This is a genomic window from Achromobacter pestifer, assembly GCF_902859625.1.
Lineage (GTDB): Bacteria > Pseudomonadota > Gammaproteobacteria > Burkholderiales > Burkholderiaceae_B > Achromobacter > Achromobacter pestifer.
The window spans coordinates 69,845-84,012 of record NZ_CADIJX010000014.1 but is presented as its reverse complement, the minus strand read 5'-3'; the positions used below and the strand labels follow the sequence as shown (position 1 = coordinate 84,012).

Here is a 14,168-nt window from a genome sequence, read left to right as displayed (position 1 = left end):
AGCGAAAAAACCGCCCCGAGGGGCGGTTTTCAGTGGCAGGGCCAATCAAGCGATCAATAGAAAGCCTGGATGCCCGTTTGCGCGCGACCCAGGATCAGGGCGTGCACGTCATGGGTGCCTTCGTAGGTGTTGACCACTTCCAGGTTCACCAGGTGGCGGGCCACGCCGAACTCGTCGGAGATGCCGTTGCCGCCCAGCATGTCGCGGGCCAGGCGTGCAATGTCCAGCGCCTTGCCGCACGAGTTGCGCTTCATGATCGACGTGATTTCGACGGCGGCGGTGCCTTCGTCCTTCATGCGGCCCAAGCGCAGGCAGCCTTGCAGGGCCAGCGTGATTTCGGTCTGCATGTCGGCCAGCTTCTTCTGGATCAGCTGGTTGGCGGCCAACGGGCGGCCAAACTGCTTGCGGTCCAGGGTGTACTGGCGGGCGGTGTGCCAGCACGCTTCCGCGGCGCCGATGGCGCCCCAGGCGATGCCGTAACGGGCGGAGTTCAGGCAGGTGAACGGACCCTTCAGGCCGGACACGCCAGGCATCATCTGGTCTTCGGAGATTTCCACTTCGTCCATGACGATTTCGCCGGTGATCGACGCGCGCAGGCCGACCTTGCCGTGGATGGCCGGGGCCGACAGGCCCTTCATGCCCTTGTCCAGGATGAAGCCGCGGATCTTGCCGTCGAACTCGCCGCCGACGCACTTGGCCCACACCACGAACACATCGGCGATGGGGGAGTTGGTGATCCACATCTTGTTGCCGGAAACCTTGTAGCCGTCAGACGTCTTGACGGCGCGGGTTTCCATGCCGCCGGGGTCGGAGCCGTGGTTGGGTTCGGTCAGGCCGAAGCAGCCGATCCATTCGCCGCGGGCCAGCTTGGGCAGATACTTCTGCTTTTGGGCTTCGCTGCCGAATTCGTTGATCGGCACCATGACCAGCGACGACTGCACGCTCATCATCGAGCGGTAGCCGGAGTCGATGCGTTCGACTTCGCGGGCGATCAGGCCATAGCTGACGTAGTTCATGCCAGCGCCGCCGTAGGCTTCGGGGATGGTGGCGCCCAACAGGCCGAGTTCGCCCATTTCAGAGAAGATTTCCGGATCGGTCTTCTCGTTGCGGAAGGCGTTCAACACGCGGGGGGCAAGCTTGTCCTGCGAATAGGCATAGGCGGCATCGCGCACCATGCGTTCTTCTTCGGTCAGTTGCTGGTCCAGCAACAGGGGGTCTTGCCATTGGAAAGAAGGATTCGAGGACATGCAGGGTCTCCGCTATGGATTTCCGTATTCGGAATCTAGAAAGTTTAAACCTAAAATAATTCGGGCGGCAAGTTGGGGTTTGCACGGCAGCATGCCGAGGCCTGCCGCCGGATGCGCCGCCCGGTCTGGTATCAGTGCTGCGCCTTCAGGGCCGCGTCGCGAATCTTTTCCAGGGTCGTCGACGGGGTGATGGTTTCCGGATCGATGAAGCAATGCAGGATCGCCGGTTTGCCGCTGGCCAAGGCCCGTTCAAAGGCCGGGCCGAATTGATCCGTGGTCTCGACCCGCTCGCCATGGCCGCCAAAGGCGCGCGCATAGTCGGCGAAGTCCGGGTTCTTGAGTTCGGTCGCGGAAACGCGGCCGGGGTAATGCTTTTCCTGGTGCATGCGGATCGTGCCATACATGCCGTTGTCGACCAGCACCACGATGATGGGCAAGTCGTACTGGACGGCCGTGGCGAATTCCTGGCCGTGCATCAGGAAGCAGCCGTCGCCCGCGAAGCAGACGACGGTCTTGTCCGGCCAGACGCGCTTGGCGCCGACGGCCGCCGGCAGGCCGTAGCCCATCGACCCCGAGGTGGGGGCCAGTTGCGTGCCAAAACGGGTGAAACGGTGGAAACGGTGCAGCCAGGTGGCGTAGTTGCCCGCGCCGTTGGTCATGATGGCGTCGGCGGGCAGCGTCTTTTCCAGATAAGCCATGACCTGGCCCATTTGCAGCGCGCCCGGGGTCGTGATGGCGTCCGGGTTGCTCCACTTCAGGTAGGACTCGCGCATGGCCTGGGTGCCTTCGGCCCATGCCGGCTTGGCGGGGGCCTTCAGGCCGGCAAGCGCGGCCACGAAAGCGGAGGGCGAGGTATTGATGGCCAGGTTGGCGCGGTACACGCGACCCAGTTCGGCGGTGTCGGGATGCACGTGCACCAGTTTTTGCTTGGGCACCGGAATATCCAGCAGCGTGTAGGCCTGGCTGGGGTTTTCCGACATGCGGCCGCCAATCAGCAGGATCAGGTCGGCGTCGGCCACGCGCTTGAGCAGCGCCGGGTTGATGCCCAGGCCCACGTCGCCGATGAAGCAAGGGTGATCCGCGGGGAACAGCATCTGGCGGCGGAACGAGACCGCCGTGGGCAGCGCATGGCTCTGCGCGAAGTCAGCGAATTGCTGCACGGCGCGGGCGTCCCAGCGCGTGCCGCCCAGAATGGCGACCGGATTCTTGGCATCCGCCAGCAGCTTTTCCAGATCGGCCAATTGGCCGGCGGTGGGAGCGGATTCGATCAATTCGTAGCGCGGGGCGTCGGCGACCTTGGCGGCCTCCACCAGCATGTCTTCAGGCAATGCGATCACGACGGGGCCGGGGCGGCCCGACGTGGCGATATGGAAGGCACGCGAGATCAGTTCGGGAATGCGCTCTACCTGGTCGATCTCGGTGACCCACTTGGCCTGGGTGCCGAACACGGCGCGGTAGTCCATTTCCTGGAAGGCTTCACGTTCGCGCATGCCGCGCTCGATCTGGCCCACGAACAGGATCAGGGGCGTGGAGTCCTGCTTGGCGATGTGCACGCCGGCCAGCGCGTTGGACGCACCCGGGCCGCGCGTCACCATGCAGATGCCGGGTTCGCCGGTCAGCTTGCCGTGGGCGTCGGCCATCATGGCCGCGCCGCCTTCCTGACGGCAGACCGTGACCTTGATATCGACATCGTGCAGGCCATCCAGCACCGCCAGGTAGCTCTCGCCGGGAACGCAGAAAACATGTTTGACGCCCTGGGCGACCAACTGGTCGACCAGAATGTGACCGCCAAGGCGGGAATCTTGCTGGGGCATGATGGGATGTCGTGGTGAGCCGAGGATAAGACTCCCGAGCATATGTTCCTTGATCGCACAACGCAATTGATAAAATTGCACAATCTATTGATCCTCCGGCACGTAGTGCCCTGTTGCGCCGCCGCAAGCGGCATGCGGGGTTCAGGCCGATTTCAGGTAGTTCCCGCCCCATGAGAAATGGCATACCCAATCTGAGCGCGCTGCAAGCGTTTGAAGCGTCGGCCCGTCTAGGCAGTTTTTCCCGCGCGGCCGAGGAACTGTCCCTGACGCACAGCGCGGTCTACCGGCAGGTGGCCAGCCTGGAATCGCGCCTGGGGGTGCAGTTGTTCACCCGGGTGCGGCGGCGGATCGTCCTGACCGACCACGGCGCCGAATATGCCGGCCGCATCCGTCACCATCTGGACCAGATCGAAAAGGACACTTTCGGGCTCGTCAGCCGCACGGGCATGGGGCGCAGCATTCACATCGCGGTGGTGCCCACCCTGGCCACGACCTGGCTGATTCCGCGATTGGCGGATTTCCAGCGCGAACATGCGGATATCACGGTCAGCCTGTCGGTGCGCACGCTGCCGTTCCAATTCAAGGACCAGCCTTTTGACGGGGCGCTCTACCACGGCGACGGCCTGTGGCCAGGCACCCAGGGAGGGCTGCTGTTCCCCGAGCGAGAATTGGTGCCGGTGTGTGCGCCGGACCTGGCGGCCCGGGCCGCCCGGGCGACGGACACGGGCACCAGCGTCCTGGCCGGCATGACCCACCTGCACCTGGCCTCGCGGCCGGACGCCTGGCGCCAGTGGTATGGCGCCAACAACCATCTATATGGCCCGCAGGCAGCGGGCGGCCCGCGTTATGAATTGTTCACCATGGTGATGGCGGCCGTGCAGGCCGGGTTGGGCGTGGGGCTGATGCCGCGTTTCCTGGCGCAGCCGGCGCTGGATCAGGGCACGCTGAAAATGCCGGTGCCGCAGTCCCTGATGGTCAGCCAGGGCTATTACTTCGGTTATCCGCAACGCAGCGAACGTTCCGACGCGCTCAAGCTCTTCGAGAGCTGGCTGAAGTCGGCCGCCGTGGGCGTGGGGGAACGGTGAGCTCCATGTCGGATTCCCGCGCGCCACTGGCCTCCCAGGCCGATATCGACGCCTTCATCGACGCCGTCTGGCTAGAGGACGGATTGTCGGCGAATACCCTGGCCGCCTATCGGCGCGACCTGACCGGCTTTGCCCGCTGGCTGGAGGACCCGGATGCCTATGCTCGCGAAATGGCCGACCGCTACGGCGACGCCTCCGCCACGCACGCGCTGCCCGCAGGTCCCGCCAAACCCTTGAACGAGGCGCAGAAGGCCGATATCGAGGCCTGGTTTGCGTTTCGCCATGAAGAAACCCGTGCCACCACCGCCAACCGCCGGCTGGCGGCGCTACGCCGTTTCTATGCCTGGGCATTGCGCGAACACCGGTCGGAGCGAGATCCCTGCCTGACCCTGATTGCCGCCAAGCAGCCCCCCCGCCTGCCCAAGACCTTGTCCGAACAGCAGGTGGACGCCTTGCTGCGCGCGCCGGACCTGGGGCAGCCGCGCGGCCTGCGTGATCGCGCCATGCTGGAAACGCTGTATGCCACCGGTCTGCGCGTGTCGGAGCTGGTGGGCGTGCGCGCACTGGACGTCAGCCTGAATGAAGGCGTGGTGCGCGTCGTGTTGGGAAAAGGGGGGAAGGATCGCCTGGTGCCGCTGGGCCAGGAGGCCGCGCACTGGATTGACCAGTACCTGAAGACCGCGCGCCCCGAACTGGCCGCCGGGCGTCAAAGCGATGCGTTGTTCATCACCGGACGCGCAGAAGCCATGTCGCGCCAGGCGTTCTGGCAACTGGTGAAAAAATATGCGCTCTTGGCCGACGTCCACGCGCCGTTGTCGCCGCACGTGCTGCGCCATGCATTCGCCACGCACTTGCTGAACCACGGCGCCGACCTGCGCGTGGTGCAGATGTTGCTGGGCCACGCAGACATTTCCACCACGCAGATCTACACGCATGTGGCGCGCGAACGCCTGAAGGCGCTGCACGCGGCGCATCATCCGCGCGGTTAGTTGGCCGCGACGCCCGGCCCCCGCGCTGTCTTACACTTTTCATTTTCGACCCGACCCAACCATGAGCAAAGCCCGCCACGTTTCTGAAACCCCCGCCACCCAGTTCCTGAAGCAGAACAAGGTGGCCTACACGGAACACACCTATGACTACGTGGACCACGGCGGCGCCGGCGAGGCCGCGCGTCAGTTGGGCCTGGATCCGCATGCGGTGGTGAAGACGCTGGTGATGGAAGACGAATCGGCCAAGCCGCTGATCGTGGTCATGCACGGTGACCGCGAGGTCTCCACCAAGAACCTGGCACGCCAGGCGGGCTTGAAGAAAGTGGAGCCCTGCAAGCCCGAGGTCGCGCAGCGGCACTCCGGCTATCAGGTGGGCGGCACGTCTCCGTTCGGCACGCGCAAGAAGATGCCGGTGTGGATCGAAGCCGAGATGCTGACGTATCCCGTGGTCTATATCAACGGTGGACGGCGCGGCTACCTGATTGGCATCGACCCCAACGTGCTCGTGACGTTGCTGGGGGCGAAGAGCGTGACCGTCGCGCTGGAATAGCGGCAGCCCCAGACGTGGTATTCCCATACCACCCGCCGGATTTGCGACAGGGGCACAATGGGGCAGAACATCAAGAACCGGAAGCCCGACACCGAGTCAGGCGCACAACCGGCTCCACCCCATCCCTAGGAGACAATCATGAGCAAACGACTGTTGATGCTGGTCGGCGACTACGCCGAGGACTACGAGACCATGGTGCCGTTCCAGACGCTGTTGGCCGTGGGGCACACGGTGCATGCGGTCTGCCCGGACAAGAAAGCCGGCGACACCATCGCCACCGCGATCCATGATTTTGAAGGCGCGCAGACCTACAGTGAAAAACGCGGTCACAACTTTGCGCTGAATTTCGACTTCGATCGCGTGGAACCTTCGTCCTATGACGGGTTGGTGATCCCCGGCGGGCGTGCGCCGGAATACCTGCGCCTGAATGAAAAGGTGCTGGATATCGTGCGCGGCTTCGACCAGGCCGGCAAGCCCATCGCGGCGGTGTGCCATGGCGCGCAATTGCTGGCCGCGGCCGGCATCCTGAAGGGACGCACGTGCTCGGCGTATCCCGCGTGCGCGCCGGAAGTTCGGCTGGCTGGTGGCACTTACGCCGAGATCGGCATTGATCAGGCCTACACCGACGGCAACCTGGTGACGGCGCCGGCGTGGCCCGCGCATCCGGCATGGCTGGCGCAGTTCCTGGCGGTGCTGGGCACGAAAATCACGCATTGATCCACCGCGCGCGGAAGGCTGCGAATCCGATTCCGGACTTCCGTGTGAATACGCAAGGCGCCAGGGGCTGCAACTGCCCCTGGCGCCTTGTCGTTGCGGCGGCTTTGCGTTCGCCGGTCAGGCGAAATCAAGCACGATACGGCCTTCGATTTTTCCCTGCTTCATGCGGTCGAACACGCTGTTGATGTTCTCCAGGCTTTCCGTGGCGACGGTCGCATGCACTTTGCCTTCTTCGGCGAATTGCAGGGACTCCTGCAAGTCCAGGCGCGAGCCCACGATGGAGCCGCGCACGGTGACGCCGTTGAGCACCATGTCGAAGATCGATAGCGGGAAATCGCCGGGCGGCAAGCCGTTCAGCGCCACGGTGCCGCCACGGCGCACCATGCCTAGCGCTTGCTCGAACGCCTTGGGCGACACGGCCGTGATCAACGCGCCATGCGCGCCACCAATCTCGCGCTTCAGATAGGCGGCGGGATCAGTGGTCTTGGCGTTAACGGTCACTTCCGCGCCCAGCCGGCGGGCGAAGTCCAGCTTGGCGTCGTCGATGTCCACGGCGGCAACGTTCAAGCCCATCGCCTTGGCGTATTGCACGGCCATGTGGCCCAACCCGCCAATGCCGGAAATCACCACCCAGTTGCCCGGGCGCGTGTCCGTCATCTTCAGGCCCTTGTACACGGTGACGCCCGCGCACAGGACGGGGGCGATGTCGATGAAACTGACGTTCTTGGGCAGTAGCCCAACGTAATCGGCGGCGGCAAGCGCGTATTCGGCGAAACCGCCGTTCACGGAATAGCCCGCGTTCTGTTGCTGTTCACACAGGGTTTCCCAGCCGCCCAGACAGTGTTCGCAATGGCCGCAGGCGGAATACAGCCAGGGGATGCCAACGCGGTCGCCTTCCTTCACATGGGTGACGCCCGCGCCCACCGCCACGACGTGGCCCACGCCTTCGTGGCCGGGAATGAAGGGGGGATTGGGTTTGACCGGCCAGTCGCCTTCAACGGCATGCAAGTCGGTGTGGCACACGCCGCAAGCTTCGATCTTCACCAGCAGTTCGCCCGGGCCAGGCCGGGGCACCGCGACCTCTTCAATCACAAGGGGTTTGCCAAATGCTCGTGCAACTGCGGCCTTCATGGTCTTGTCCATCACACTACCTCCGAAGTCTGATCAGTTTCACTATGCTCGGACGCTCACGCTGTCGTGACCATGATTTATATCAACTGGGGGGCATGGGCCGCTGGCGTGCAACGTGTCGTTGCAGAATAGCGGGCTCAACCGGCTGGCGTAAGCCGTGCCGGGGGCAGGGGTGTCTTGCGGGTAGCGCATCAAACGTCGTACAGTGACCCGGATGTGCCCGTTCAGCGGGCGCCTGGCCCCGGAGCTCCCATGTGTGAAATCTTCATCCGCGCGAGCGAGCAGTCCTACGCGCCCGAAACCCGTTCGTTGCGTCTGCATGGCGTGGCAACCAGCTTGCGGCTGGAGCAGTTGTTCTGGCAGGTGCTGGAAGAGATCGCCGCACGCGACGGCATGCGGGTCACGCAACTGATCGAACGCCTGTACGACGAACTGATCGAATACCGTGGCGAGGCCGCCAACTTCACATCGTTTCTGCGCGTATGTTGCCTGCGCTATCAAGTGCTACAGGCCGACGGCCGGATTCCGCTGGATGCGGCGGTGCCGCTTCGGTCCCTGAATCCGCAAGCCGTGCTGGAAGGGCTGCCGGCGTCGCTCTATGACGCGACCCCGTTGCGCAGCAAGCGGCCCGTGGCCGCATAGCCCTCAGGCACCCGTAATGAAAAAGGCCCGATCACAAGATCGGGCCTTCTTTTTGGGCAGGCAGAGCGTTCAACCGCCAGGCTGGATCGATGCCAATGCCACTTCGTTTTGCACGATGCGGCGGATCCGCACGGCATCGCCGATGCGCGACAGCTTGCCTTGGGAATCCAGCAGCACGATGGCCAGATCGCGGCCATTGATGCGGGCCAGCATGACCAGGCATTCGCCCGCTTCGTTGATGTAGCCGGTCTTGGACACCTTGATGTCCCAGTCAGGCTTGCGCACCAGCAGGTTGGTATTGCGGAAGGTCTGCGTGCGGTTGTTGATCTCGACGTCGTACTCGGTATCAGTCGAATAGCGATGGATCAGCGGGCGCTGCGACGCTGCGCGCAGCAGGCGGGCCAGGTCATGCGGGGACGAGACGTTGTTGCTGGACAGGCCCGTCGGCTCGATGAAGTGCGTGCTGCCCATGCCCAGCGATTGCGCCTTGGCGTTCATGGCGGCCACGAAAGCGGGCAGGCCGCCCGGATAGTGGCGGCCCAGCGCGTTGGCAGCGCGGTTCTCGGACGACATCAGCGCCAAGTGCAGCATGTCGCCGCGCGAGAGCTTGGTGCCGACGCGCAAGCGCGACGTGGTGTGCTTCAAGCCATCGACGTCGTCGTCGGTGATCTCAAGCATTTCATCCATCGGCAGGTTGGCGTCCACGACGACGACCGCCGTCATCAGCTTCGAGATCGAGGCGATGGGACGCACGACATTTTCGTTCTTGGCAAAGAGGACGGTCGACGTTTCCAGGTCTTGCACGTAGGCGGTGCTGGATCGCAGCGCGGCGGCTTCGGCGCGCACCGAAACTGCGGGCGGCGGCATGGCGGCCGCTGAGGCTGCGGCGGCGGCGCGTTGTCCGCGCGAGGGCTTGTTCGAGGCGCCGTTCTTGCCCGCCGCGCCCTTCTTGGGCGGCGTGCCCTTGGCGGCGACTTGCCTGCCGCCCTTGGGCGGTGCTTTCTTGGCGGTGGAGGAAGATTTAGGCGGTGCCTTCTTGGCGGCCGGGGCGGCCTTCTTGGCGGCGGGCGCGGCTTGTTTGCCTGAGGCGCTCTTGCCTGAGCCAGCTTTCGCGGCAGGGGGTTTCTTGGCTTGTTGCGCCTTGCAGGCCGCCGATTTGGCGTTCGTCTTGCAAGGGTCGGAATTCTTCGCGGCTAGCGCGGCTGGGGGCAGCAGCGCGCACATCGCCAGCGCTGCCGGCGCTATCGCGTTCGCTATTGCACGTTTCCAGGAAAATGCCATGGTTTGAGCAGGCTTGTCAGTCTGTGAAGAAGTGTTTCTTAAGCCGGCGGTTCGTCGGTTCAGAAAAAATCCAGATGAATTAGGGGCTTACGAGTCGAATTTAAACAGCACATCAAGTTGCGCGCAAGACGATTCACTATCATCGCTGAAAAAAATATTAGTGACGTATTGACGTCGCTTCAATTCGTCACAAGACGCGACACCAGAAGCTAACGGCGCAAGGCGCGTGAGCGTAGCCCGGATTAACCCTCATCTGGCTGAACGTGCGGAATTTAGGGGGGAGTGCGGCGTCGGGACCGAGGCCGGGGGGTGGCCTCGCCGGGTGGAATCGAACCACCAATTGACCCTTAGGAGGGGCCGGTTATATCCATTTAACTACGGCGAGACGGGCAAGGCTGGGCACTGCAATCACGTTGAAGCCATCGCGGTGCCGCGGCGCGCTTCAAGTTTTTATCCTAGTGCCTTGATATTGCAGGGAAACACTCGGCGGGGAGTGTATCACTAATCAATGTGGCCCCAGGGGCAGGCAGGGCGCAAGTCTAGCAGGACAGGGGCATCGGCCCAAATCGTCCGAAAGCCGGTCGATCCGCCGCAACCAGCAAGCGCCGACCTCCAGTGATCTGAAAACTAGTGGATTTAATCAACTATATGACCTATAGTCGATTTCAAGGCGGCACGCGCGCTGGCAAAGGCGCCAGTTCCAGGCCCGATAGATACCTAGAACACTCAGGAGCAGGCATGACCCCGATTTTTCACACGATCTTGTTGGATGTGCAGGACCGTGTCGCCACGGTGACGCTGAATCGTCCCGATAGCCGCAATGCGTTGAACTCGTTGATGTGCGCCGAATTGGTGCAGGCCATGACGACGCTGGCCGCTGATCCCGCCGTGCATGTGGTGCTGATCACGGGGGCGGGATCGGCCTTCTGCGCGGGCGCCGATCTGAAAGAACGCAAAACCATGTCCACGGCCGACATGACGGCGCGGCGGGTGCAGGGGTTTGCCGCCTATGGCGCGATCGAACGCATGCCGCAGCCGGTGATCGCAGTGGTGCATGGGCCGGCATTCGGCTCGGGCTGCGAGATCGCCTCGGCCTGCGACTTCGTGCTGGCCTCTTCTGAAGCGATGTTCTGTTATCCCGAAGTGGGCTGGGGAACGGTGGGCGCCACGCAGCGGCTGCCGCGCATCGCTGGCGCGCGCAAGGCCAAGGAATTGCTGTTCACCGGTCGCCGCTTCGACGCGGCGGAAGCGTGCGAGATTGGCCTGGTGAATCATGTCCACGCGCCGGATGCCTTGGGGCAAGAGGCGCTTGCCATGGCGCGGCACATTGCTGGCGCCGCGCCGCTGACCGTCAGGCTGACGAAACGCAGCATCGACCAGGGGCTGGCGACGACGCGAGAAGGGGCCATGGCGATCGAGCTGCTGGCGATCGAGGAAAATCTGCGCGGCACCAACTGGCAGCAGGCAATCGCCGGCTTTGGCGCGGCTGAATCGGGAGGCCGCGCATGATCGCCGCGCCAACCACCTTATCGAAGGCGCTGGAGCGCAGCGTCCATGCGTTCCCGCAGGCCGAAGCGTTCGTCGCGCCCGGTGAGCGCCATGACTGGCGCGAGATGCGTGATGAAGCGCGCCGTATTGCGCGCGCGCTGCACGCGGCCGGTGTGCGGCACGGCGATCATGTCGGCGTGCTGCTGGGCAATAGCGGCGTGTGGGTGCAGATTTTCTATGCCTGCGCCATGCTGGGCGCAGTCACGGTTCCGGTCAATACGCGCTTCAAGACGGAAGAGCTTGAGTTCTGCCTCAAGCAGGCCGACGTGACGCTGTTGCTGACCGCCGATACGTTTCTGGGCATCGACTTTCTGGATCTGCTTACGCAAGTAGAGCCGGCGCTGGCCATGCGGCTGCCGGGCGAACGCTTGCCTGCATTGCGCCAGGTCGTGGTGCTGGGCGAACGCTGCCCGGGTGGCGGCGAAGCGTGGCAAGCATTCCTGGACGCGGGCCGCGCCGTGGACGATGCTGCCATGCAGGCGGCTATCGACGCCGTTCATCCGGACGACGTGCTGTTGATTCAATACACGTCGGGCACGACCTCGTTTCCGAAAGGCGTGATGCTGACGCACGCCAATATGTTGACCAATGCGTGGGCCGCTGCCCAGCGCATTGGCGTGCGGGCGGACGATCGCTACTTCAGTATCCGCCCGTACTTCCACGTTGCCGGCACCACGCTATCCATCCTGGTGAGCCTGGTCACGGGATGCTGCTTGTTGACGCTGCCCAAGTTTGACGTCGCTGATGCCTTGCAGATGCTGGATGCCGAGCGCTGCACGCTGACGTCCGGCAACGATACGATCTTCCTGATGCTGATGGGCCATCCCGATTTTGACCGCGCACGTATTCATCTGCGGGGCGGTTGGGCCGCTGCGGGGCCGCAAGTCATGCAAAAAATACGCGACGTCATGGGCGTGCCGGGCATCTGCAATGCCTACGGTCAGTCCGAAGCCTCGCCCAACATCACGCTGTCGTCGTTTGATGATTCTTTTGCGCTGCGCGCCGCAGGCTGGGCGCTGCCGCATCCCGGCATGGAAATCCGCGTGGTGGATCCGGGCACGGGCCTGCCCGTCGCGGTTGGCGAGGCGGGCGAGATCCAGGCGCGCGGATGGAGCGTGATGAAGGGCTACTACAACATGCCCGAAGCGACGGCTCGCGCGTTGGGCCCAGACGGTTGGCTCAGCACGGGCGATCTGGGCGAAATGGACGCAAACGGCCGCTTGCGGATGGTCGGCCGGTTAAAGGATATGTTCCGCGTCGGCGGTGAAAACGTCGCGCCGGCCGAAGTTGAAGAAGTGCTGCACAGTCACCCCGCCGTGCGCATGGCCCAGGTCGTGGGCGTGCCGGATGCGCGCCTGGGTGAAGTGCCAGCCGCATTCGTTCTTCTCAAGGAAGGGCAGGTTTGCGCGGCAAGTGAATTGACGGCCTGGTGCAAGGCGCGGTGCGCGAACTACAAGGTGCCGCGTTACGTAGAAGTGGTCGATAGTTTTGAGCACATCGGCATGACAGGTAGTTCCAAGGTGCAGAAGAACAAGCTGCGTGCGCATGCGATTGCGCTGTTCGGACTGGAGCAGACGGCATGAGCGCGCGCGATGTGGTGTTGTGCGAGTGCTTTGCCCGCGATGGCTTGCAGCATGAACCGGAATTCATCGACACCAGGATCAAGGCGGACTTGATCGATCGCTTTGCGGCGTTGGGCTTTGAGCGCGTGGAAGCCACGTCCTATTCCAACCCCAAGGTCGTGCCGCAGTTTTCCGACGCCACTGAACTGCTGGCCATGCTGCCGCGTCGTGATGGGGTTTGGTACAAGGCGACCTGCGCCAATGCCCGTGCGGTGCAACGCGCGCTGGCCGATCAGGACGCGGGAATCGGCGCCAACGAAATCAGCCTGCTGGTGTCGGCCACCACCTCGCATTCGCTGCGCAATCTGAAACGCGAGCGGGTCGCGCAATGGGACAACATTGCCGAGATGGCGCAGTTGGCAGGCGGACGCTTGCGCATGGTTGGCACGATTTCGGTGGCGTTCGGCTGTCCGTTTGAAGGGGCGGTGGACCCCGACTCCGTGATGGACGACGTGGAACGCTTTGCGCAACTGGGCGTTGGGATCGTGACGCTGGGCGACACCACCGGGATGGCGACGCCCGCAGCGGTACGCAGCTTGTACTCGCGCATGGCGCTGGAATTTCCGCAGCTGACGCCGGTCGCGCATTTCCACGATACCCGTGGCACGGGCCTGGTGAATTACGTGGCCGCGTTGGAGGCGGGCGTGCGCCATTTCGATACGGCATTCGGTGGCGTGGGCGGGCACCCGGCCAAGGTCAAATATGGTGGCGGCCACACCGGCAACGTCGCCACTGAGGACTTGGTGAGCCTGTTCGAGTCCATGGGCGTGCGAACCGGGCTGAATCTGACGGCGTTGGACGAGGTGTCGCAATATTGCCAGCAGACGCTGGGGCGGCCGTTGCACAGCCGCGTGGCGCAAAGTGGCCTGAATCCGCTGATACCGGGTGTATCGCCGTCGCAGGCTGCGTCATGAAAGCCGCGCGCCGCATTTGTATATCATGCGGCCAAGGGCGCGTCCGCTGCGTCCGCCCGACTTCTTCTTCCTCTACGTAGAACTCAGCCATGGCATCTCCGACCGCACACAAGACCGTTACCCGCACGCGCGCCGAACCCCAGGCCCTTAAGGAACTGTTCTCGTATCGGCTGAACCGTCTGGCCTACGTGTCCAGCCGGATTGCGGCAGGACTCAACGAAAGCCGCTATGGCGTCGGCCCGCGTGAATGGCGGATCATTGCGCTGTTGGGCGCGGCACCGGACATGTCGCTCAACGCGGTGGCGCGCGAGGCCAACATCGACAAGAGCCAGGCCAGCCGAACCGTGTCCGAACTGATCGAACGCGGATTGATCTGCCGTAGCGCCGATAGCCAGGATGGCCGCGGCGTCAGCCTGGATCTGACGCGCGCAGGGCGCGATCTGTATGACGAGATGTTCCCCGCCGCCGTCCAACGCAACGACGCGATGTTGTCGGTGCTGACCGACGAAGAGCGCGACGCGATGGAACGGATGCTGGACAAGCTGACCGCGCACGCCTTGGAAATGCTGAACGAATTCAAAGCCGAGGTGCCTGCGCGCCGTGGCCGCGGGGTGCAACCACGCTAAGC

Annotated in this window: 13 protein-coding genes and 1 tRNA gene; 9 read left to right on the top strand and 5 right to left on the bottom strand. The window is 63.9% G+C overall.

Annotated elements, in window-relative coordinates; genetic code table 11:
* Positions 1–53: 53 nt before the first annotated feature.
* Together HV753_RS29350 and HV753_RS29345 are read right to left on the bottom strand one after the other, a co-directional pair.
* Positions 54–1,247, bottom strand: coding sequence for an acyl-CoA dehydrogenase (locus tag HV753_RS29350; RefSeq protein ID WP_175178085.1), 1,194 nt, complete (start codon positions 1,245–1,247; stop codon positions 54–56).
* 131 nt (positions 1,248–1,378) lie between these two features.
* A complete protein-coding gene (locus HV753_RS29345) occupies positions 1,379–3,061 on the bottom strand; it encodes a thiamine pyrophosphate-binding protein (protein ID WP_175178084.1) in 1,683 nt (560 codons plus the stop codon).
* A gap of 170 nt (positions 3,062–3,231) precedes the next feature.
* Here HV753_RS29345 and HV753_RS29340 point away from each other — a divergent pair, with 170 nt between their 5' ends.
* The 4 genes from HV753_RS29340 to HV753_RS29325 all read left to right on the top strand — a co-directional run bounded on the left by HV753_RS29340 (position 3,232) and on the right by HV753_RS29325 (position 6,402).
* Positions 3,232–4,146 (top strand): LysR substrate-binding domain-containing protein, encoded by a 915-nt coding sequence (locus HV753_RS29340; RefSeq protein ID WP_175178083.1) that lies wholly within the window; start codon positions 3,232–3,234, stop codon positions 4,144–4,146.
* A 5-nt stretch (positions 4,147–4,151) separates the two neighbouring features.
* On the top strand, positions 4,152–5,135 hold the full coding sequence (gene xerD, locus HV753_RS29335) for a site-specific tyrosine recombinase XerD (protein ID WP_175178082.1): 984 nt from the start codon (positions 4,152–4,154) through the stop codon (positions 5,133–5,135).
* Between the two features lie 61 nt (positions 5,136–5,196).
* Entirely contained in the window at positions 5,197–5,685 is a 489-nt protein-coding gene (ybaK, locus tag HV753_RS29330) for a Cys-tRNA(Pro) deacylase (protein WP_175178081.1), read from the top strand.
* A gap of 138 nt (positions 5,686–5,823) precedes the next feature.
* Positions 5,824–6,402, top strand: coding sequence for a DJ-1/PfpI family protein (locus HV753_RS29325; RefSeq protein WP_175178080.1), 579 nt, complete (start codon positions 5,824–5,826; stop codon positions 6,400–6,402).
* Positions 6,403–6,519: 117 nt separating this feature from the next.
* On the opposite strand, the gene adhP is transcribed toward HV753_RS29325, so the two are convergent.
* Positions 6,520–7,545 (bottom strand): alcohol dehydrogenase AdhP, encoded by a 1,026-nt coding sequence (gene adhP, locus HV753_RS29320; RefSeq protein WP_175178079.1) that lies wholly within the window; start codon positions 7,543–7,545, stop codon positions 6,520–6,522.
* Positions 7,546–7,785: 240 nt separating this feature from the next.
* On the opposite strand from adhP, the gene HV753_RS29315 reads away from it, so the two are divergent.
* Positions 7,786–8,175 (top strand): ribbon-helix-helix domain-containing protein, encoded by a 390-nt coding sequence (locus HV753_RS29315; protein WP_175178078.1) that lies wholly within the window; start codon positions 7,786–7,788, stop codon positions 8,173–8,175.
* Between the two features lie 69 nt (positions 8,176–8,244).
* Here HV753_RS29315 and pbpG read toward each other — a convergent pair whose 3' ends face one another.
* Both pbpG and HV753_RS29305 read right to left on the bottom strand, forming a co-directional pair.
* Positions 8,245–9,456, bottom strand: coding sequence for a D-alanyl-D-alanine endopeptidase (gene pbpG / locus HV753_RS29310; protein WP_246288421.1), 1,212 nt, complete (start codon positions 9,454–9,456; stop codon positions 8,245–8,247).
* A gap of 310 nt (positions 9,457–9,766) precedes the next feature.
* Positions 9,767–9,841 (bottom strand) — tRNA-Arg (locus HV753_RS29305).
* A 353-nt stretch (positions 9,842–10,194) separates the two neighbouring features.
* Here HV753_RS29305 and HV753_RS29300 point away from each other — a divergent pair.
* The 4 genes from HV753_RS29300 to HV753_RS29285 all read left to right on the top strand — a co-directional run bounded on the left by HV753_RS29300 (position 10,195) and on the right by HV753_RS29285 (position 14,166).
* Positions 10,195–10,965, top strand: coding sequence for an enoyl-CoA hydratase/isomerase family protein (locus HV753_RS29300; RefSeq protein WP_175178077.1), 771 nt, complete (start codon positions 10,195–10,197; stop codon positions 10,963–10,965).
* Positions 10,962–12,587, top strand: coding sequence for an AMP-binding protein (locus HV753_RS29295; RefSeq protein ID WP_175178076.1), 1,626 nt, complete (start codon positions 10,962–10,964; stop codon positions 12,585–12,587). The genes HV753_RS29300 and HV753_RS29295 overlap by 4 nt, the downstream gene beginning before the upstream one ends.
* The gene (locus HV753_RS29290) at positions 12,584–13,540 is read left to right on the top strand and encodes a hydroxymethylglutaryl-CoA lyase (protein ID WP_175178075.1); all 957 of its coding nucleotides are present in this window, start codon (positions 12,584–12,586) and stop codon (positions 13,538–13,540) included. The genes HV753_RS29295 and HV753_RS29290 overlap by 4 nt, the downstream gene beginning before the upstream one ends.
* 89 nt (positions 13,541–13,629) lie before the next feature.
* Positions 13,630–14,166, top strand: a complete 537-nt coding sequence (locus HV753_RS29285; protein ID WP_175178074.1) for a MarR family winged helix-turn-helix transcriptional regulator — start codon at positions 13,630–13,632, stop codon at positions 14,164–14,166.
* Positions 14,167–14,168: the final 2 nt, after the last annotated feature.